This is a genomic window from Pseudomonas sp. NPDC099000, assembly GCF_044759925.1.
Lineage (GTDB): Bacteria > Pseudomonadota > Gammaproteobacteria > Pseudomonadales > Pseudomonadaceae > Aquipseudomonas.
This window is the reverse complement of sequence record NZ_JBIWAF010000015.1, coordinates 63792-82297: the sequence shown is the minus strand read 5'-3', so window position 1 is coordinate 82297 and position 18506 is coordinate 63792. Positions and strand designations below refer to the sequence as shown.

17 protein-coding genes and 2 pseudogenes are annotated in these 18506 nt (G+C 60.3%); 10 read left to right on the top strand and 9 right to left on the bottom strand.

The window, feature by feature from the left end:
- Positions 1-188 precede the first annotated feature (188 nt).
- The 3 genes from ACIQV9_RS18260 (at position 189) to ACIQV9_RS18250 (ending at position 2879) form a co-directional block, all read left to right on the top strand.
- A complete protein-coding gene (locus ACIQV9_RS18260) occupies positions 189-1586 on the top strand; it encodes a purine-cytosine permease family protein (RefSeq protein ID WP_403104205.1) in 1398 nt (465 codons plus the stop codon).
- Positions 1587-1746: 160 nt separating this feature from the next.
- Entirely contained in the window at positions 1747-2400 is a 654-nt protein-coding gene (locus tag ACIQV9_RS18255) for a peroxiredoxin (RefSeq protein ID WP_403104202.1), read from the top strand.
- Positions 2401-2420: 20 nt separating this feature from the next.
- Positions 2421-2879, top strand: a complete 459-nt coding sequence (locus tag ACIQV9_RS18250; protein ID WP_403104199.1) for a GNAT family N-acetyltransferase — start codon at positions 2421-2423, stop codon at positions 2877-2879.
- 253 nt (positions 2880-3132) lie between these two features.
- On the opposite strand, the gene ACIQV9_RS18245 is transcribed toward ACIQV9_RS18250, so the two are convergent.
- The 5 genes and pseudogenes from ACIQV9_RS18245 to ACIQV9_RS18225 all read right to left on the bottom strand — a co-directional run bounded on the left by ACIQV9_RS18245 (position 3133) and on the right by ACIQV9_RS18225 (position 7697).
- Complete coding sequence (locus tag ACIQV9_RS18245; protein ID WP_403104196.1) at positions 3133-4617, bottom strand: M15 family metallopeptidase; 1485 nt, start codon at positions 4615-4617, stop codon at positions 3133-3135.
- Positions 4618-4762: 145 nt separating this feature from the next.
- Positions 4763-4921, bottom strand: a pseudogene (locus ACIQV9_RS18240) (NAD(P)/FAD-dependent oxidoreductase); the annotation flags it as partial.
- Positions 4911-5504, bottom strand: a pseudogene (locus ACIQV9_RS18235) (TIGR00730 family Rossman fold protein); the annotation flags it as partial. The pseudogenes ACIQV9_RS18240 and ACIQV9_RS18235, both read right to left, overlap by 11 nt.
- A 101-nt stretch (positions 5505-5605) precedes the next feature.
- On the bottom strand, positions 5606-7018 hold the full coding sequence (locus ACIQV9_RS18230) for a PLP-dependent aminotransferase family protein (protein WP_403104193.1): 1413 nt from the start codon (positions 7016-7018) through the stop codon (positions 5606-5608).
- A gap of 73 nt (positions 7019-7091) precedes the next feature.
- A complete protein-coding gene (locus ACIQV9_RS18225; protein ID WP_403104191.1) occupies positions 7092-7697 on the bottom strand; it encodes an FMN-dependent NADH-azoreductase in 606 nt (201 codons plus the stop codon).
- Between the two features lie 214 nt (positions 7698-7911).
- On the opposite strand from ACIQV9_RS18225, the gene ACIQV9_RS18220 reads away from it, so the two are divergent.
- From ACIQV9_RS18220 to ACIQV9_RS18210, 3 genes are all read left to right on the top strand, one after another.
- Complete coding sequence (locus ACIQV9_RS18220) at positions 7912-8367, top strand: carboxymuconolactone decarboxylase family protein (protein ID WP_403104188.1); 456 nt, start codon at positions 7912-7914, stop codon at positions 8365-8367.
- A gap of 65 nt (positions 8368-8432) precedes the next feature.
- Positions 8433-8753 (top strand): DMT family transporter, encoded by a 321-nt coding sequence (locus ACIQV9_RS18215; protein WP_403104185.1) that lies wholly within the window; start codon positions 8433-8435, stop codon positions 8751-8753.
- Between the two features lie 114 nt (positions 8754-8867).
- Positions 8868-9203, top strand: a complete 336-nt coding sequence (locus tag ACIQV9_RS18210) for a hypothetical protein (RefSeq protein WP_403104182.1) — start codon at positions 8868-8870, stop codon at positions 9201-9203.
- A 202-nt stretch (positions 9204-9405) separates the two neighbouring features.
- On the opposite strand, the gene ACIQV9_RS18205 is transcribed toward ACIQV9_RS18210, so the two are convergent.
- From ACIQV9_RS18205 to glcD, 4 genes are read right to left on the bottom strand one after another with little or no spacing between them, the layout of a single operon-like run.
- Positions 9406-9807: a heme-binding protein gene (locus ACIQV9_RS18205; RefSeq protein ID WP_403104179.1), complete on the bottom strand. Its 402-nt coding sequence runs from the start codon at positions 9805-9807 to the stop codon at positions 9406-9408.
- Positions 9804-11045 carry a glycolate oxidase subunit GlcF gene (glcF, locus tag ACIQV9_RS18200; RefSeq protein ID WP_403104176.1) on the bottom strand — a complete coding sequence of 414 codons (1242 nt, stop codon included), beginning with the start codon at positions 11043-11045 and terminating at the stop codon, positions 9804-9806. Before glcF ends, ACIQV9_RS18205 begins: the two co-directional genes overlap by 4 nt.
- Positions 11046-11048: 3 nt before the next feature.
- Entirely contained in the window at positions 11049-12113 is a 1065-nt protein-coding gene (gene glcE, locus ACIQV9_RS18195) for a glycolate oxidase subunit GlcE (RefSeq protein ID WP_403104173.1), read from the bottom strand.
- Positions 12113-13612 (bottom strand): glycolate oxidase subunit GlcD, encoded by a 1500-nt coding sequence (gene glcD / locus ACIQV9_RS18190; RefSeq protein ID WP_403104170.1) that lies wholly within the window; start codon positions 13610-13612, stop codon positions 12113-12115. Before glcD ends, glcE begins: the two co-directional genes overlap by 1 nt.
- A 235-nt stretch (positions 13613-13847) precedes the next feature.
- On the opposite strand from glcD, the gene glcC reads away from it, so the two are divergent.
- The 4 genes from glcC to ACIQV9_RS18170 all read left to right on the top strand — a co-directional run bounded on the left by glcC (position 13848) and on the right by ACIQV9_RS18170 (position 18502).
- Positions 13848-14615 (top strand): transcriptional regulator GlcC, encoded by a 768-nt coding sequence (gene glcC / locus ACIQV9_RS18185; RefSeq protein ID WP_403104167.1) that lies wholly within the window; start codon positions 13848-13850, stop codon positions 14613-14615.
- A gap of 181 nt (positions 14616-14796) precedes the next feature.
- On the top strand, positions 14797-16800 hold the full coding sequence (locus ACIQV9_RS18180; protein ID WP_403104165.1) for an aminotransferase class I/II-fold pyridoxal phosphate-dependent enzyme: 2004 nt from the start codon (positions 14797-14799) through the stop codon (positions 16798-16800).
- Positions 16801-16828: 28 nt separating this feature from the next.
- Positions 16829-17617, top strand: coding sequence for a transporter substrate-binding domain-containing protein (locus ACIQV9_RS18175; RefSeq protein ID WP_403104162.1), 789 nt, complete (start codon positions 16829-16831; stop codon positions 17615-17617).
- Positions 17618-17788: 171 nt separating this feature from the next.
- The gene (locus ACIQV9_RS18170; RefSeq protein WP_403104159.1) at positions 17789-18502 is read left to right on the top strand and encodes an ABC transporter permease; all 714 of its coding nucleotides are present in this window, start codon (positions 17789-17791) and stop codon (positions 18500-18502) included.
- The last annotated feature ends 4 nt before the right edge of the window (positions 18503-18506 follow it).

Below are 18506 nucleotides of genomic sequence, written 5' to 3'. Positions count from 1 at the left end.
AGGGGGCTTGTCGGAATGCCGCATCACCCCGTTGGACTGCGCAGCAGTCCCTTTTTTGGGGCCGCTTCGCGACCCAACGGGGTGATGCGGCATTCCGACAAGCCCCTCGCCACAAAGGCTCCCTCCCACATGGGGATCGCGTTTAACCGCCGGACATTGCCGTCTACCAATAACAAGAGAACACCGTAATGACCCCACAACGAAGTCCCCTGATCGAGACCCGTTCGATCGATTACATCCCCGAGGCCGAGCGTCATGGCAGCCTCTACAGCCAGTTCACCCTGTGGCTAGGCGCCAACCTGCAAATCACGGCCATCGTCACCGGCGCGCTCGCCGTGGTGCTGGGCGGTGACGTGTTCTGGTCACTCATCGGCTTACTGATCGGCCAGGTGCTCGGCGGTGCGGTCGTTGCCTTGCACGCTGCTCAGGGGCCCAAACTCGGGCTGCCGCAAATGATCTCCAGTCGTGTGCAGTTCGGGGTCTATGGGGCGGCCATCCCGATTGTCCTGGTGTGCCTGATGTACCTCGGCTTCAGCGCCACCGGCGCGGTACTGTCGGGGCAGGCCATTGCCCAGTTGATTCATGTCAGCGACAGCGCCGGCATCCTGATTTTCGCCGCCTGCATCGCGTTTCTGACGATCTTCGGCTATCGGGTCATCCACTTGGTCGGACGGGTGGCCAGCGTGCTGGGCATCATTGCCTTCGCCTACCTGTTTACCCGGCTGATGACGCTCAACGATATCGGTCTGTTGCTGGAAAACCGTCATTTCGGCTGGAGCACGTTCCTGCTGGCCGTGTCGCTGTCCGCGTCCTGGCAAATCGCCTTTGGCCCTTATGTGGCCGACTACTCACGCTACTTGCCGAGCAAAACCTCGTCCTGGAAGACCTTCACGGCCGTGGGCCTGGGCACGGTGCTTGGCGCCCAGGCGTCCATGGTACTGGGCGTGTTCGCCGCAGCCTTGGCTGGCGCGAATTTCCGCGGTCATGAGGTGGCGACCATCGTCGGCCTGGGCAGTACCGGGGTGATGGCTTCGCTGCTGTACCTGAGCGTGGTGTTCGGCAAGGTCACGGTGTCGACGCTCAATGCTTATGGAAGCTTCATGTGCGTGGCGACGATCATCAGTGGTTTCCGCAGCCGTCTCGAGATCACCGCCCGGCAGCGCATGGTGTTTGTGCTGGTGATTGTCGCGGCCTCCACCACGTTGGCGCTGCTCGGGCAGTATTCGTTCCTCAACTCGTTCAAGTACTTCATCCTGTTTCTGCTGACCTTCTTCACGCCGTGGAGCGCGATCAACCTGGTGGATTACTACTTCATGAACAAAGAGCGCTACGACATTGCGGCGCTGTCCGATCCGGCGGGTCGTTATGGTCGCTGGAACGTGCGCGGGATCAGCGTGTATGTCGTGGGTGTGTTGATCCAGTTGCCTTTCGTCGACACGCATTTCTACTCCGGACCGATGGTCGCGCAGCTCGGCGGTGTGGATATTTCCTGGATCGTCGGGCTGGTGGTGCCGGGCATTCTCTACTACCTGCTGGCGAGGACATCAGCGCTGGCGGTGTTGCCTGAGCACCGTTCGGAGGCTTGAATCAAGGACTTACAAAGTGAGTGCTCCGGTCACCGGCAGGTCTTGGAGCGTCTCCTATACTGATCCGCGTTGACAGGTTCAACACAGATCCCGAACGCCGTTGGAACAGCCACTCGCGTTCCGACGGCTTCCCTACGAACTCACAGTCAGGAGAACGATCATGACCATCCGCATTGGCGACGAAGCACCGGACTTTACCGTCGAAAGCACCGAGGGCACGCTGCATTTCCATGAGTGGATCGGCGACAAGTGGGCGATTCTGTTCTCGCATCCCAAGGACTTCACCCCGGTGTGCACCACTGAGCTCGGTTACATGGCAGGGCTCAAGCCGGAGTTCGACAAACGCAACACCAAGGTGGTCGGGCTCAGCGTCGACCCCGTCAGTAATCACGCAAGTTGGGCCAAAGACATCGAAGAAACCCAGGGGCATGCGGTCAACTACCCCATGATCGGCGATGAAAACCTGGTGGTGGCCAAGCTCTACGACATGATCCATCCAAATGCCAGCGGCGGCGCACGCACTGCCGTGGACAATGCCACGGTGCGTTCCGTGTTCATCATCGGGCCGGACAAAAAGGTCAAGGCGATGCTCATCTACCCGATGAGTGCCGGGCGTAACTTTGATGAGGTATTGCGTCTGCTCGATGCGCTGCAATTGAACGCCAAGCACACCGTTGCCACGCCGGTGAACTGGCGTCCGGGTGAGGACGTGATCATTCCGACTTCCGTCTCTGACGAGGACGCGAAGAAGAAGTACCCGGATGGTTTCAAGACGGTGAAACCTTATTTGCGCACGGTGGCGCAACCCAAGTAACCCCTACGGAGACCCCTGGCATGGCCGTCCAAGTCTTGCGCGTCGACGCAACGCACATCGACACAATCGCCAGCCTCTTCGACGCTTATCGAGGCTTCTACGGCCAGCCCTCGAACCTGCTGCAATCCCGGGATTTCATCGCTGAACGCATCGCCCGGGATGAGTCCGTGATCTTTTTCGCATCGGACCCTTCCGGTGATGCTCTGGGTTTCGTCCAGTTGTACCCGACGTTTTCCTCCATCGACGCCCACCGGACCTGGCTGCTCAGCGACCTGTTCACCGCCCCCGAGGCCCGAGGGCAGGGCGTGGGGAGGATGCTGATGAACGCTGCCCGAGCCTTTGCGCTGTCGACCGGCGCCAAGGGCATGGTGTTGGAAACCGCCACTGATAATTTCGGCGCTCAGCGGTTGTATGAGTCGTTGGGTTACGTGCGCGACCCGGGTTACTACACCTACTGCCTCGATTTGAAGCAGGGCTGACCAAGGCCCGGCGAACACCATTAAAGACCAACGTTCATGCAACAGCTGCCCTGTGGCGAGGGGATTTATCCCCGTTCGGCTGCGAAGCAGTCGTGAATTCAGACAACGCGGTGCATCAGATAGACCGTGCGCTCAGTTTTTACGACTGCTGCGCAGCCGAACGGGGATAAATCCCCTCGCCACAGGGCAGGTACAGGGCCCCCTGATTACCCCGCTTGAACGTGGTTATCCAGCACTCGATTCACCTGTTCCATCAACGCAGCGGCAACTTCCACCGCTCGCGCCATTGCTCATATTCCCCCTCAGGCATCTGCACCAACACCGGAGACTCACGCGGATCCAGCCACTCGAACAACCGTGAAATATCCCCCTGATCCATCGCCGTACACCCCAACGTAGGTGAGGCAGGCCCGCGCCAGATATGGAAAAAGATGCACGAACCTGAACCCGGTGACGCCGGCGTGTTGTGTTCGATAAAGATCCCTTTGCGATACCCAGCCTCTTTGCGCATCTGCTCGGAACTGTTCCAGTCCTTGGCTATCGCCGCGCCGTCGACCAGTTCGTTGTAGCGTTGGGATTCGCTGTCATCCACGCACTCGGTGGTCGATGTCAGCGAGAGGTAAGGCAGCTTTGTGTCAGCCGTCGTGTCGTAGCCAAACGCAGTCCCGAGTTTGAAGATCCCGGCAGGTGCTTTCCCATCGCCTTCACGTTTGACCGGTCCTTCATTGGGCTCAATGTTGCCCAACCCCTTACCCCAAGCCATTCCGTTCTTGCCAACCACCACCGCAAACTCGTCACCGACTTTTCGAAAGCTTCCTTCAACACGTTCATAGCGCTGGGCGATGCCCTGAATGTCATCCCAGTTTTTTGTGGTGACCACAATCAATTGGCGACTGGTGCCCAGCACTTCGTTGGCACTCAGTGGCGTAATGGGAAAATCCATCACGTTCTTCGGCGCTCCCTCTCCACCGAAAGTGAAGTGCCACCACTCTTTCGAATACCCGGAAAATCCCTCTTTTTCCATGGCGCTGCTGAGGTGCTGACGGTTTTCCTTTGCGGTCGCGTTGATGGCCGGGTTGGCGGTATGCGCGCGTTCATCGAAGCAATCGTACCCGGTGCCCATGTCGAGTGCGCCGTCGTGCCAACGCTGGGCATAAGGCGCAGTGCAATCGACTTGCACGGCCGAGGGTGACCAAGTGGCGGCGGGCAGTGCCTTGGGGCCAGTCAGTGTCAGGTCCACGGTTGAGCCTCTGGAGTGATTCGACACCCGCGCCACGTAACCCAGCCGCCAGAAGTCCTGCTTGTCCACGCGTGGATAGAACTCGGCCTTGCGCGGGTCTCCCGGCTCAGTCGCGAAGCGGCCCATGTCGGCCACCGCACGGCTGGGTCGATAGCAATCGAACACTTTCAAGCCATAGCCTTGCTTTTGAAGTGCCTGTTGCACCCGGGCGAGGGCCTGGGCGGTGTCCAGCGACAGCATGCACTCGGCAGCGGCGTAACCGTCGAGCGAGTGTCCGGTGAAGTTGTGGGCGCTGGCGTAGCGGATGTCCTGCTCGATGGTTGGATCAATCGTGCGCAGGTAGACCATGTTTTCGGGTCTGGGCTCGGCACTGGCGATGCCTGGAACGATAACGCTCAGCAACAGCAGCGATCGCAGCCACGAACGGGCTGGCAGGCGGTGGCGCTGAACCGGGAATGGTGGCGAGGAGGGCATACGAACCTTCAGGTTTAAGCGCATGAAGTTTTTGTCCGGAGAACACTTCAAACGGATCTTAAACCATGACTGCCAGTGTCTGGCTGATTCAAGTCTGGCAGTAGGCTTTACGGTGCAAAAACGAAGACGCCCGCGATGTTGTCGCGGGCGCCAGGTTCAGGTTGGGTCTTCAGGCCACCGGCATCATCGGGTCAGCCGCTGCCGGAGCGGTCGCCCGATCAGCGGCCGTCGGTTAGATCCACTGGGTGTTGATCTGCGTCTTGAGGTCCTTGGCCTGGTCCTTGACCAGGTCGAGGCAGGTCACGTACTTCGGCTGACGGTAGGGAGTTGATCCATTTCGTCACCGTCGGTGCTTGCCACTGCTCAAGCGCATCGATCAGCGCCGACGGATCGGTGTTGAAGATCAGCATCTCGCTGTGTTCACTCTTCATGAAACCTTCGCTCACCGCGTGGTTGAGCAGGCCGCGCACCGGGTTGAAAAAGTCGCCGATGTTCAGGCAGGCAACGCCTTTGTGATGTTCACCCAGTTGGGTCAGTGTCGCGACTTCAAACAATTCTTCAAACGTCCCCAGTCCACCGGGCAGTGCAATGAATGCATCCGCCAAGTCACTCATGCGGGTTTTGCGGCTGCGCATGTCTGGCGTCACTTCATGGCGGGTCAGCCCTGGATGCAGATGCCCAAGGTCGAAAAGCAGGCGCGTAATGATGCCGACGACTTCACCGCCCTCGGCGAGGACTGTATCGGCCATGACCCCCATCAAGCCCTTGTCGGTGCCGCCATAGACCAGTTGCAGGCCGCGTTTGGCGATTTCCCGACCCAACGCTTGGGCACCTTCAAGGTAATCGGGGTTAAAGCCGTAGTTGGAACCAGAGAACACGGCAATGCTGCGAAGTGGGGAAGGTGTCGGCATCGAATGTTTACCGCAGAGAGGGAGGGCGCCTCATCCTGCGTTTTCCTGGCCGGGCGCAAAAGAGCCAAGAACGGGCGATTGGAATGGGCCATCCGATGCGTTTACAACAATTCGAGAATGCGTTTGCCCAGTTGTTCGGCGCTGTCCTGCGACTGAATGTTGGCGAATCCGAGCAGCAGCGCGGAGCTTGTCGGGCCGCAGATGCTCCAGTCCGACAGGGCTTCTGCGTAAATCCCCGCGTGTTGCAGACGCTCGACCAGCGAGCGGTCGGACTGGGGTTGCGTCAGTCGCAGAATCAGGTGCATGCCACCCGGCTGGGCATCGATGCGGATGTGTTCGCCCAAGGCTTTCTTGAGCCCGCGCACGGTGTCCTCCCGGCGTTCGCCGTAGAGCTTTCGCATGCGCTGGATATGCCGGGCAAAATGACCCTCGGTCACAAACGTGGCGACGATCGCCTGGGTAAGTTCCGGGCAGCCGTCGAGGAACGTCTCGCTGACGTGTTCGAATTGTTCGACCTGGGCTTCAGGAACCACCACGTAGGCCAGGCGGATGCCAGGAAACAGCACCTTGCTGAACGTGCCGCAATAAAGCACGCGACCTTCGCGATCGAGGCTTTTGAGCGCGGGCAGCGGTCGGCTGATGTAGCGGTACTCGCCGTCGTAATCGTCTTCGACAATCCAGGCGTGTTCCCGGCTCGCCCACTCCAGCAGCTCCAGGCGGCGCGGCAACGACAACGACACGCACAGCGGGCTTTGATGGGCCGGGGTGACGACGGCGGCCCGCGCGCCTGTGTTCAGGCCTTGCGCGACCTGCATGCCGTCCTGGTCGACCGGAACGGGGGCCACTTCGATTTGCAGATGCTCCAGCAACTGCCGGGTGGGCAGGTAACCAGGGTCTTCAACCAGCACGCGGTCCCCCGGTTTGAGGAGCGCGTGCGTGATCAGCGACAATGAGTTTCGGTACCCGGAAGTGATGAACACCTGGGCCGGCGAGCAGGTAATGCCCCGTGCGACTTGCAGGTAAGTGGCGATCGCGATGCGTAACGATTCCAGGCCATAGACCGATGGATTGGCCATGTCCTGGATCTGCGTGGCGCGAACGCATCGGGCGCCGATTTGCGCCCAGATCTTCCTGGGGAACGCGTCAAGCGCGGGCAGGGCCATTTGAAAGGGCAACACCTGCGCCTTGTGCCTGATCGAGTTGCTGGCGGCTGAACCAAAGGTTCGTTCCGTGGGGGATGAGGACACCCTGGCGTTGATGCCCGGCGCCACAACCGTGCCCGCCTGACCGCGCGCCTGAATGTAACCCTCGGCAGTCAAGAGTGAATACGCGGTATCGATGGTGCCCCGGGCCAACCCGAGTTCTTTGGCCAGTGCCCGGGCTGCGGGAATCCGGTCTCCGGGTGCGAGCAAACCGTCAGCAATCGCACCACGGAATCGCCAGTAGATCTGCCGATAGATGGGCTCGTTGGAGGTGGGGTCCAGCGGTGAAAAGTTGTGGATCTGATTGGCCATGGCCGCGCCGGCACCCTGCTTGTTTTGGTCCGAGAAGATTCAGCATGATGGCATTGGCCGCATGGGGCGATCATCAGACCGAAGAAAAATACGCGTGCAGTGCTTGATCCGTCTTGTTCCTGGCCTCGGCGACTGCCTCCGGACCCAGGGCCGTTCCTTCAACAGAGAAAAACGTTAGTGCATGCAGTCCGATCATGCCCAGAACGGCTTTCAGATACGGCGTCAGGAAGTCCGGCTGACGTGGGTTGATCCCTGAAAACCGGCCGCCCGAGGCCACCGCGACAAAGACCTGGCGATCACGCAGCAGGCTGGTTTTGCCCTGCGCGCCCACGTTGAAGGTCCGACGAACGCGGGCGATATGATCGATCCAGACTTTCAGGGCCGCCGGTACGGTGAAGTTGTGCATGGGCGTTCCGATCACCACGACATCTGCACTTTGCAGTTCTTCAATCAGCTCATCCGAGCGGGCGATAGAACCTTCCTGAGTGACATCGGCCGACGACTGTTGGGACTCTGCGTAATGCTCATCTACCTGGGTGATGGCATCACCGCTCACGACCCGGTTGATGACCGTTGCCGTCGGATCGCTCCTCAGTAAAAAACCAATGATGTTGCTGGAAAGTCTGTGGCTCTCGGAACGTTGGCCGCGAGGGCTGCACGTGACGTGGAGGATTTTCATGATTCACCCGTTTATAAGATTGCCTGTTGGGGGAATCATTCTAGGAAACCCATGACCTAGACCAAAGATCCATGAAACGGCTTTTCAGCTGGGCCATGTGAAATGGTCAGCATTGGGAATATGGCCCAGTACACAACACTATTCTTGGACCTTATCAAATAGACCAAGCCGCCGCACGATGGCGTCCTCATCCAGCCAATACAAGGACTTCATCATGAGTCATCGCATCGACTACGCCAAAGCTTCTCCTGAGGGTTACAAGGCATTCGGCGGCGTGTACGTCTGCCTGCAAAACAGCGGCCTGTCCCACGAACTGATTGATCTTGTTTATCTACGGGTCTCGCAAATCAACGGCTGTGCCTTTTGCATCGACATGCATTCGCGTGACCTGCTCAAACTCGGCGTCAGCGTCGACAAACTGGTACTCGTCCCCGTATGGCACGACGCAGGTGAAGTGTTCAGCCACCGTGAGCGCATCGCGTTGAGTTGGGCGGAAACAGTCACCCGCGTCGCTGAAACCGGCGTACCCGATGCCGACTATGAAGCCGCGGCTGCCGAGTTCGGCGATAAGGAACTGGCGGACCTGACGTATGCCATCGGTTTGATGAACGCCTTTAACCGATTCGGCGTGTCCTTCCGTTCGAAACCGGCGGCTGCCAACAAGGCTTGAACCCATCGTTCAACCGATCTCGCCTGGCCATAGCGCCTGGCGAGCTCACCCACGGAGCTGACACCATGGCATGGGCATTACTGGGTATCGCCGGCATTCTCGAAATCGCATTTGCCTTCTACATGAAAGGGTCTGAAGGTTTCACACGACTAATCCCCGGGCTGATGGCAGCGGGGACCGGTTTATCGAGTGTCTTTCTGCTTTCACTTTCACTGAAGTCATTGCCCGTGGGCACGGCTTACGCGGTCTGGACTGGGATCGGCGCGGCGGGTACCGCGATTCTGGGGATGGCGGTGCTGGGCGATGCGACGACGGCGCTGAGAATTGCGTGCATCGCGCTGATTCTGGCCGGCGTGATCGGACTCAGGCTGGTCTCGGGAAGTTGAGGCGGGAGAGGGGTGTCACCCGATCAAAAACAAAGGTGTAAAAGAGGCATTTTGCTGGCCCCGAAGCGTCCAGGTTGTCGCCAAAATCACTTCATTTTCAGGTGGTTAGGCGGAATGCAATTGCGAAGTGTATTTATCACGATGATCTCGTTTGCCCTGGCCTGCGTTGCAGCCTCTGCCCATGCCAAGGAGCTGGCTTCCAATGACCGGTATATGTGCAGCTGGGGGGCGGGCACCGCGGCGAGGGCCCAGGAACTCAAGCTGGCCGGCGTCTCCCTGTATGCCGCCCGGCAGAAGATACAGGCTTACAAATTCAGCAAGGCGTGGATGCGCATGATGGCGATGGGCATCACCGAGCAGACCTACGACAGCAAGTCTCGGTACAAACCGGCGGATGTCCGGCAGAGTTTTTATGAAGAGTGCGTGCGGTATAAGTTGGCGCGTAAGTGAAAGCCTAATGTCGGTCAACTACGCAATGGTGCGGCAAACACAAAACCTGTGGCGAGGGGGCTTGCCCCCGTTGGGTTGCGAAGCAGCCCCCTCCGATCTGTCAGTTACAAAGAGTTGCCTGGTTTACGACTGCTTCGCAGCCGAACGGGGTCAAGCCCCCTCGCCACAGGATTTCACCAGGCTCAAGCTCTACGTTTACGCCTTAATTCAGGCACTGCGCCCCAGCCTTGGCCACTTGCGCATCCTGCTCGGCCTTGACCCCGGACACACCCACCGCGCCGATCACCTGGCCATCGACAATAATCGGCACGCCACCCTCAAGTGACGTCAGCAACGGCGCCGACAAAAACGCGGACCGTCCTCCGTTGACCATCTCTTCATACCCTTTCGATTCACGCCGGCCAAGGGCCGAGGTGCGAGCCTTTTCGGTGGCGATGTAGGCGCCGATCGGCGCGCAACCGTCGAGGCGCTCCAGGGCCAGAGGATGGCCGCCGTCGTCGACAATCACGATGGTCACGGCCCATTGATTGCTCTGTGCTTCGCTGCGTGCGGCATCGAGAATCCGGCTGACTTCGGTCTGGCTCAGTACGGCTTTGCTTTTCATGGGAATACTCCAGGGCTCGATGAGGGCAACGCGGCTTCGACCAGTTCGATCCAGTGCCGGACCGGGGTTCGGCCCGCACCGTCGAGGTGGGACTGGCAGCCGATATTGGCCGTGACAATGACTTCGGGGTGACCGCTTTCCAGTGCGTTGAGTTTGTTGTCGCGCAGTTGCCGGGACAGCTCCGGTTGGGTCAGCGAATAGGTGCCCGCCGAGCCGCAACACAGATGACCGTCGGGAACGAACGTCAGGTTGAAACCCAGCCTCGTCAGCAGCGCTTCAACCGCACCGCCGAGTTTCTGTGCGTGCTGCAAGGTGCAGGGGCAATGGAAGGCCAGGCGCTGGTCGCTGTGAATGCCGAGCGTGTCCAGCGGCTCCTCGCGCAACACTTCAACCAGATCCTTGGCCAGTTCGCTGACCTTTCTGGCCTTCTCGGCATACGCCGGATCGGTGCTGAGCAGGTGGCCGTAGTCTTTGATGAAGGCACCGCAACCGCTGGCGGTTTGCACAATGGCTTCGGCACCTTGTTCAATGCTCGGCCACCACGCATCAATATTGTGGCGGGCGCGATCAAGGCCGGCCGCCTGCGCGTCCAGGTGATAATCGACTGCGCCGCAGCAACCGGCCTCGCGCGCCGGCGCCACACTGATCCCCAGTCTATCCAGGACGCGCGCGGTGGCCGCATTGGTGTTCGGCGACAGACTCGGCTGCACGCAACCTTCGAGCATCAGCACCTGCCGGGCGTGGCGGGCGACCGGGCGTTGTCTGGCCGGATACACGTGGCGAGGCAACTTGGCTTGCAGCGTGTTGGGCAGCAGGGCACGGAACACCTGACCGCTGCTGACCAGCGCTTTGAACAGCCCCGGATTGGGCACGATGCTGCGCAAGCCTTCGCGCAACAAGCGCTGGTCGAGTGAGCGCGGCACGGCCGCATCGACCACCGCGCGGCCGATGTCGAGCAAGTTGTGATAATCGACGCCCGAGGGGCAAGTGGTTTCGCAGTTACGGCAGGACAGGCAGCGATCCAGGTGCTGCTGGGTTTTCTGAGTGACTTCGTTGCCTTCCAGCACCTGTTTGATCAGGTAGATGCGCCCACGCGGCCCGTCCAGCTCATCGCCGAGCAGTTGATAGGTCGGGCAGGTGGCGTTGCAGAAACCGCAGTGCACGCACGTGCGCAGGATGCTTTCGGCTTCTTCGGCGCGGGGCAGTTGGCGGGCCTGTTCGCTCAAGGTGGTCTGCATGGGTCAAAGCTCCGCGTACAGGCGACCGGGGTTGAAGAGGCCCCGTGGATCGAGTTGGTCCTTCAAGTTGCGGTGGTAGCGCATCAGTGCTGGGGGCAGCGGTTGGAACGGGCTGTCGATCAGGCCGTGGCTGTAGCAGGTCACATGCCCGCCGACTTCCGCGACGATCGAGCGAATGAACGCTGCCAGCGCGTCGGATTTGAGCCAGCGCTGGGCGCCGCCCCAGTCGATCATTTGCAGGCCGGGCAGGGAAAGCCGAGGCGTGTTGTGCGGGACGGACAGGCGCCAGAGCGGCTGGTCTTCATCAAAAAAACTCAACCGATGTTCATTCAGATCCGCCCAGTACGAAGCTTCCAGTACCTCGCCACCCAAGCGCTCATGCGCCGCCGCCACCGAGCCTTCGCCTCCTTCAAGGCGCAAGTGCAGGCGCTGACCGTCATGGCACGCGGCGCTGATCGGCAGCGGTTGCTGCCCCCATTCGGCTAGGCGCAGCAAGGCGCGATCGCTGTCCATTTCCAGGCTGATGCTTAACGCTTGCCGAGGTTTGGGCAGCACTTTCAGCGAGACTTCGGTGATCACGCCAAGCGAGCCATAACTGCCGGCCATCAAGCGCGACAAGTCGTAGCCGGCGACGTTCTTCATGACTTCGCCGCCGAAGCGCAAATGCTTGCCATGGCCGGTGATGACCCGTGTCCCGAGGACAAAGTCCCTGACCGAGCCTGACCACGGACGTCGCGGTCCGGACAGCCCACTGGCAATCATCCCGCCCACGGTGGCGCCTTCACCGAAGGAGGGCGGTTCGCACGGCAGCATCTGCTGCGCCGCGTCCAACACTTCGGCCAGTTCTGCCAAAGGCGTGCCGCAGCGTGCGGTGATCACCAGTTCGGTCGGGTCGTAGCTGACGATGCCGCGGTGGCTGCGCGTGTCGAGCACTTCGCCCGCCGCGATACGGCCCAGGAACGCTTTGCTGTTGGAGCCCTGGATGCGTAGCGGCGTGGCGTTTTGCAGGGCCTGGTTAACCTGGTCCAGTAGCGCGCCACTGTCATCGATGTCGTGTTCGCTGCGCATCAGAAACGCTCCAGTTCAGGGAAGGGCAACTGACCCATGTGAACGTGCATCGCGCCGAACTCGGCGCAGCGATGCAGCGTCGGAATGTTCTTGCCTGGATTGAGCAGACCGCCCGGATCGAACGCGGCTTTGACGGCATGAAACAGGGTCAGCTCATCGCTGTTGAACTGCGCGCACATTTGATTGATTTTCTCGCGGCCGACCCCGTGTTCACCGGTGATGCTGCCGCCGACTTTCACGCACAATTCGAGGATCTTGCCACCCAGGGCTTCGGCGCGATCCAGTTCGCCGGGCTGGTTGGCATCGAACAGAATCAGCGGGTGCATGTTGCCGTCACCGGCATGGAAAACGTTGGCCACCCGTAGGTCGTACTCGGCCGACAGCGCGGCAATCGCCTGTAGCACGCCGGGCAGCTCGCGGCGCGGGATGGTCCCGTCCATGCAGTAATAATCCGGCGAGAGGCGGCCCACCGCCGGGAACGCATTCTTGCGCCCGGCCCAGAAGCGCACGCGTTCGGCTTCATCTTTAGCCTGGCGGACTTCGGTGGCGCCGGCCTGTTCCAGCACCTGGCGCACGCGGTCGCAGTCATCGTGAACGTCGGCTTCAACACCATCGAGTTCGCACAGCAGAATGGCTTCGGCGTCGACCGGATAACCGGCGTGAATAAAATCTTCGGCGGCGCGAATGGCCAGGTTGTCCATCATTTCCAGACCGCCCGGAATGATGCCGGCGGCAATAATGTCGCCCACGGCGCGACCGGCCTTTTCGACGGAGTCGAATGCCGCGAGCAGCACTTTGGCCGTCTGCGGTTTGGGCAGCAGTTTGACCGTGACTTCGGTGATCACCCCCAGCATGCCTTCGGAACCGGTAAACAACGCCAGCAGATCGAAACCGGGCGAGTCGAGTGCTTCGGAGCCCAGGGTCAGGTGTTCGCCATCGACGGTGAGGATGTCGACCTTGAGCAAGTTGTGCACGGTCAGACCGTACTTCAGGCAATGCACGCCCCCGGCGTTTTCGGCCACGTTGCCGCCGATGGAACAGGCGATCTGCGAGGAAGGGTCCGGCGCGTAGTACAAGCCGAACGGCGCGGCGGCCTGGGAAATCGCCAGGTTGCGCACGCCCGGTTGAACCCGCGCCGTGCGCGCGGCGGGGTCGATGTGCAAGATGTTGTTGAAACGCGCCATCACCAGGAGCACGCCTTTTTCGAGCGGTAGTGCACCGCCGGATAAACCGGTGCCGGCGCCGCGAGCAACCACCGGCACATGAAACTCATGGCAGAGTTTAAGCACGCCCTGGACTTCGTCGATATGACGCGGCAGCACCACCAGCATCGGCGTGGTGCGGTAAGCGGAAAGTCCGTCGCATTCATACGGTTTGAGTTCTTCACGCTGATGCAGGACTTCCAGGTCTGGCAGGCGAGCGCGCAGTGCCTGGAGCAGGGCCGCTCTGTCGACATCAGGCAGAACGCCGTCGACGCGTTCATCGTAGAGGATGTTCATAGGCGGTTCACGACCCTCCGTTTGTTTTTATTAGAGGTCTGTTTGCGGTGAAAGCTCACTTGCATCATTGGCCTGACGCGTCTTACTGTCCATGCGTTGTTTCACTGGTCGAACCAGTTCCTTTGAAGTTGTTCCTGTGTTTATGGGAAAAATAATCGTCTAAACATGCAGTTAGGTTTGTATTTGAACGTTTAGGGTTTTGCCGACGACGCTGGTCATACCAGTTGGAGGTTCGATGGAGAGGGCGAAAGTGACCCGTAATCCGCAAGTCGCAGACGTGGTCAGTGAACGCATAGAACGCCTGATAGTCGACGGTGTTCTCAAGACCGGGCAGTTGCTGCCCTCGGAACGGCGCCTGACCGAAAAGCTCGGCGTCTCGCGCACAGCGTTGCGTGAGGGCCTGAAGTTGTTGCGCGCCCGGGGGATTATCAAGACGGAGCAGGGCAAGGGATCCTTTGTCGCTGATCTGTCGGGCCACAGTGCCGCATCGCCGCTGATGCATCTGTTCAGCTCACAACCACGCACGCTTTACGATCTGTTCGAGGTGCGCAGCCTGCTGGAGGGAGAGTCTGCTCGTCTGGCCGCATTGCGCGGGACCGAGGCGGATTTTGTCCTCATCACCCGCAGCTATGAAGCGCTGCTCGATGCCCACACGCGGTCGATGGAAGCGAGCGAACACGCCCGGCTCGATCATGCCTTTCACCTGGCGATCTGCGAGGCCTCGCACAACCCGGTGCTGGTGCAAACCTTGCGCTCGCTGACCGACTTGCTGCTCAACACCGTGTTCGCCTCGGTCAACAACCTCTACCACCGCGCACCGCAAAAGCGCCAGATCGACCGTCAGCACGCCCGGCTCTACAACGCCGTGACCGGCCGCATGCCGGAGCAGGCGCGCAAGGCGGCCATCGCGCACATCCAGAGCATCTGCGAGAACCTCAGGGAAATCGAAAGCGAGGAGCAGCGTCTGGTCCGGGCCACGCTACGGCTCGAAGGGTGGGCGTAAAGGTTGCCGATCCTGTACTGCTGAAAAGCGGCACGACTGTCGTAAAAACGACCTGTTTACGCTGAACGCGAACCCTGGTCATTTTTCTGTTGAACGAGTGTTCAGCTTCGACTATGTTCGTTCCACCTCCCCCGGCTGGTTGCGCGGGCTTGCGTTTCTTCTTTTCGAACGAGGCACTGGCATGCGGTTTTCACCCTTTGTTGAGCGGATTTCAGGCGACGGTGTTGCCGCCTGGGATATTCACAATGCGGCCTTTGAAGCCCAGCGCCGTGGTGAGGATGTGATCATTCTCAGCGTCGGCGACCCGGATTTCCCCACTCCCGATTTCATCACCGATGCCGCGATTCATGCGCTGCGCGAGGGTGACACCCACTACACCGAAATCGCCGGTCGCCAGGCTTTGCGTGAAGCCATCGCCGCTCGGTACAGCTTGCTGTTCGACCGTGAGGTGACGGCGCCAAACGTCATCATTTCGGCGGGCGCACAGAACGCGCTGTTCATCACCTCGATGTGCCTGCTCAATACCGGCGACGAAGTGATCGCCCTGGACCCGATGTACGTGACCTACGAGGCGACGCTAAAGGCGTCCGGCGCCACCTTGGTACGCGTGCCGTGCTCCGCGGATTCAGGTTTCCGGCTCGATGCCGCCGTGCTGGCCAAAGCCATCACCCCGCGCACCCGGGCGCTGTTCTTCTCCAATCCGAATAACCCGACCGGTGTGGTGCTCAACCGCGAAGAACTGCAAGCCATCGCCGACCTCGCCATCCAGCATGACCTGTGGGTTGTGGTGGACGAAGTCTACGAGAGCCTGACGTTTGAACGCGAACACCTCAGCCTGGCAGCGTTGCCGGGCATGGCCGAGCGCTGCGTGGTGATTGGCAGTCTGTCGAAATCCCATGCCATGACCGGCTGGCGCACCGGCTGGATCGTCGCTGATGAAGCCCTTGTGGCTCACGCCGAAACCCTGGTGTTGAGCATGCTTTACGGCTTGCCGGGCTTTGTCATGGAGGCCGCTCTCAAGGCGGTTCTGGCCCATGAAGACGTGACCCACGGCATGCGCGACATCTATCGCCGTCGTCGCGATCTGGTGGTGACCAGCCTGTCGGATTGCCCGGGTATTTCAGTGCTCACCCCCGATGCCGGCATGTTCGTGCTGGTGGACGTGCGGGACACCGGCCTGACTTCTCTGGAGTTCGCCTGGCGTCTGCTGCGCGAGGCGCGCGTATCGGTGCTGGATGCGGCGGCGTTCGGTGAACCTGCGCAAGGCTTTGTGCGGCTCTCGTTCACCCTGGGTGAAGAACGACTGGCCCAGGCTTGCCAGCGTATTCGCGACTTTGTCCTGGTGTTGAAAGGCGAAGCGCCGCGGCCGGTGATCAGCCGTGTCACTTGCGAAGCGATTGCTGAACCGGTCAAGGCCAAGACCATGATCGAGGTCGATGGCCTGCACAAACGCTTCGGCAATATCGAGGTCCTCAAAGGTGTTTCCTTGACGGCCCGCGAAGGCGATGTGATCTCGCTGATCGGTGCCAGCGGCTCGGGCAAAAGTACCTTGCTGCGCTGCATCAACATGCTCGAAGTGCCGGACCAGGGACGCATTCTGGTGGACGGCGAAAGCATTCACCTGAACTTCGACCATCCCGGCGCGCCGCTGGTGAAGGACGCCAAGCAACTGGTGCGCATCCGTTCGAGCCTGGGCATGGTGTTCCAGAACTTCAACCTCTGGCCCCATCGCACGGTGCTGGAAAACCTCATCGAGGCGCCGACCCAGGTCCTGCGCGAAAGCCGTGCGGAGGCCACTGATCGGGCCGAAGCCTTGCTCGAACGCGTAGGGCTTGCGGCCAAACGCAACGAATACCCGGCGTTTCTCTCCGGGGGACAGCAACAACGGGTGGCCATCGCCCGGGCCCTGGCCATGCGGCCCAAGGTCATGCTGTTCGATGAACCCACCTCGGCACTCGACCCGGAACTGGTCGGCGAAGTGCTGCGGGTGATCCGCTCCCTCGCGGAAGAAGGCCGGACCATGATCCTGGTGACCCATGAAATGGCTTTCGCCCGTGATGTCTCTTCCAAAGTCGCCTATTTGCACCAGGGGCTGATCGAGGAAACCGGTTCGCCGGACGAAGTGTTCGTACACCCACGCAGCGAGCGTTGCCGGCAATTCGTCAACGCTCATCAGACTCGCTAATAACATCATAAAAAGACGGGGCAAAATCATGGGAAATCGACGTTTGGCAAACTGGATGACGGGCGTGGCTTGCGTGTTTCTGGCAGGAATGAGCGCGGCCCAGGCACAGCCGATCAGGTTCGCGGTCGCAGCCGAACCCTATCCGCCGTACACCGAGAAGCAGGCCAACGGTGAATGGAAAGGCTTTGAAGTCGACCTGATCAAAAAGCTGTGCAGCGAAATGAAAGCCGAGTGCGAGATCAAGGAAGTGGCGTGGGACGGGATCATTCCGTCGTTGCTGGCGAAGAAGATCGACGTGATTTTCTCGTCGATGTCGGTGACTGAAGAACGCGAAAAACAGATCGCCTTCAGCAAGGCGTATTACGACTCCGTGATTGCGATTGTCGGGTCGAAGGGCACGTCGGTGAAAAAGTATCCGGATGACCTCAAGGGCAAGATCATCGGTGTGCAGAACTCGACGGTGAGCGCCAGCTACCTCAAGCAGTACTACGAAAAAATCGCTGACGTGAAGTATTACGACACCCAGGACTCGGCCAACGCCGACCTGATTGCCGGGCGCATCGACCTGATGATGGCGGACGGCACGGCCATGGCGGCTTTCGTCCAGACCCCGGATGCCCGCAACAGCAACCTCGAGTACCTGGGCGCCGTGCCGTATGACCCGATCTTCGGCAAAGGCGTGGGCGCCGGCCTGCGCAAGGATGACACTGAGCTCAAGGCCAAACTCGACCAGGCGATCCAGACCTTGCTGGCGAGCAAAGACTATGACGACCTGTCCCAACACTACTTCGGTACCAGCGTGAAACCAGCCTTCTGACGGCCACGCGCAAAACAACTCCATGGAATGAAATTTTCCTGAGGAAACACCCATCCCCGTAGGAGCGAGGCTTGCCCGCGAAGGGGCCCATGAAGTTGCCAAAAGCTTCGCGGGCAAGCCTCGCTCCTACAGAGGGCGGTGGTGCATCAAGACCACCGATTGGAGACTGAAATGCCAGCCATGTTCGAATTGATCAACTTCAGCGAAACAGGATGGGGCAGTGCGCTGTTGAAGGGTCTTTGGATGACCCTGCAAATATCGGCCGGGGCCTTTGTGGTCGGGCTGTTCATCGGTCTGGTGGTGGCCTGCCTGAAGCTCGGCGCGCCAAAGCCAATTGCGGCGCTGATGCGCGGTTACACGACTTTGTTCCGGGCGATTCCGGAGTTGCTGCTGATCCTGTTGCTGTACTACGTCGGCTCCATGCTCCTCAACTCGCTGATGACGCAGATGGGCTACGACGTCGTCAATGTCAGCGGTCCGTTGGCCGCCATCGTGGTGCTGGGGCTGGTGCAGGGCGCCTACGCTTCGGAGATTTTCCGCGCGGCGATCCAGGCGATTCCCTTCGGCCAGATCGAAGCGGCGAGGGCCTTCGGTCTGAGCGGTTTCGGCCTGTTCCGGCGCGTCACGCTGCCGATCATGGCGCCGTATGCGATGGCCGGGATGGCCAACCTGTGGATCAACCTGATCAAGGACAGCGCATTGATCAGCGTGGTCGGCACCAACGAGCTGTTGTACACCGCCAAGCAAGGGGCGGGTTCGACGCGTCATTACTTGTTGTTCTACCTCACGGCCGCGGCGCTGTATTACGCGGTGACGTTGGTGTCCAACTACCTGTCTGGACGGCTCGAGCGGCGTATTCGTCGCTGGATGCCTTTGGCTGAGTGAATGA

Coding starts and splice junctions, on each gene's coding strand:
- ACIQV9_RS18260 (WP_403104205.1), top strand. CDS start 189: ATGACCCCACAACGAAGTCCCCTGATCGAGACCCGTTCGATCGATTAC.
- ACIQV9_RS18255 (WP_403104202.1), top strand. CDS start 1,747: ATGACCATCCGCATTGGCGACGAAGCACCGGACTTTACCGTCGAAAGC.
- ACIQV9_RS18250 (WP_403104199.1), top strand. CDS start 2,421: ATGGCCGTCCAAGTCTTGCGCGTCGACGCAACGCACATCGACACAATC.
- ACIQV9_RS18245 (WP_403104196.1), bottom strand. CDS start 4,617: ATGCGCTTAAACCTGAAGGTTCGTATGCCCTCCTCGCCACCATTCCCG.
- ACIQV9_RS18230 (WP_403104193.1), bottom strand. CDS start 7,018: ATGGCCAATCAGATCCACAACTTTTCACCGCTGGACCCCACCTCCAAC.
- ACIQV9_RS18225 (WP_403104191.1), bottom strand. CDS start 7,697: ATGAAAATCCTCCACGTCACGTGCAGCCCTCGCGGCCAACGTTCCGAG.
- ACIQV9_RS18220 (WP_403104188.1), top strand. CDS start 7,912: ATGAGTCATCGCATCGACTACGCCAAAGCTTCTCCTGAGGGTTACAAG.
- ACIQV9_RS18215 (WP_403104185.1), top strand. CDS start 8,433: ATGGCATGGGCATTACTGGGTATCGCCGGCATTCTCGAAATCGCATTT.
- ACIQV9_RS18210 (WP_403104182.1), top strand. CDS start 8,868: ATGCAATTGCGAAGTGTATTTATCACGATGATCTCGTTTGCCCTGGCC.
- ACIQV9_RS18205 (WP_403104179.1), bottom strand. CDS start 9,807: ATGAAAAGCAAAGCCGTACTGAGCCAGACCGAAGTCAGCCGGATTCTC.
- glcF (WP_403104176.1), bottom strand. CDS start 11,045: ATGCAGACCACCTTGAGCGAACAGGCCCGCCAACTGCCCCGCGCCGAA.
- glcE (WP_403104173.1), bottom strand. CDS start 12,113: ATGCGCAGCGAACACGACATCGATGACAGTGGCGCGCTACTGGACCAG.
- glcD (WP_403104170.1), bottom strand. CDS start 13,612: ATGAACATCCTCTACGATGAACGCGTCGACGGCGTTCTGCCTGATGTC.
- glcC (WP_403104167.1), top strand. CDS start 13,848: ATGGAGAGGGCGAAAGTGACCCGTAATCCGCAAGTCGCAGACGTGGTC.
- ACIQV9_RS18180 (WP_403104165.1), top strand. CDS start 14,797: ATGCGGTTTTCACCCTTTGTTGAGCGGATTTCAGGCGACGGTGTTGCC.
- ACIQV9_RS18175 (WP_403104162.1), top strand. CDS start 16,829: ATGGGAAATCGACGTTTGGCAAACTGGATGACGGGCGTGGCTTGCGTG.
- ACIQV9_RS18170 (WP_403104159.1), top strand. CDS start 17,789: ATGCCAGCCATGTTCGAATTGATCAACTTCAGCGAAACAGGATGGGGC.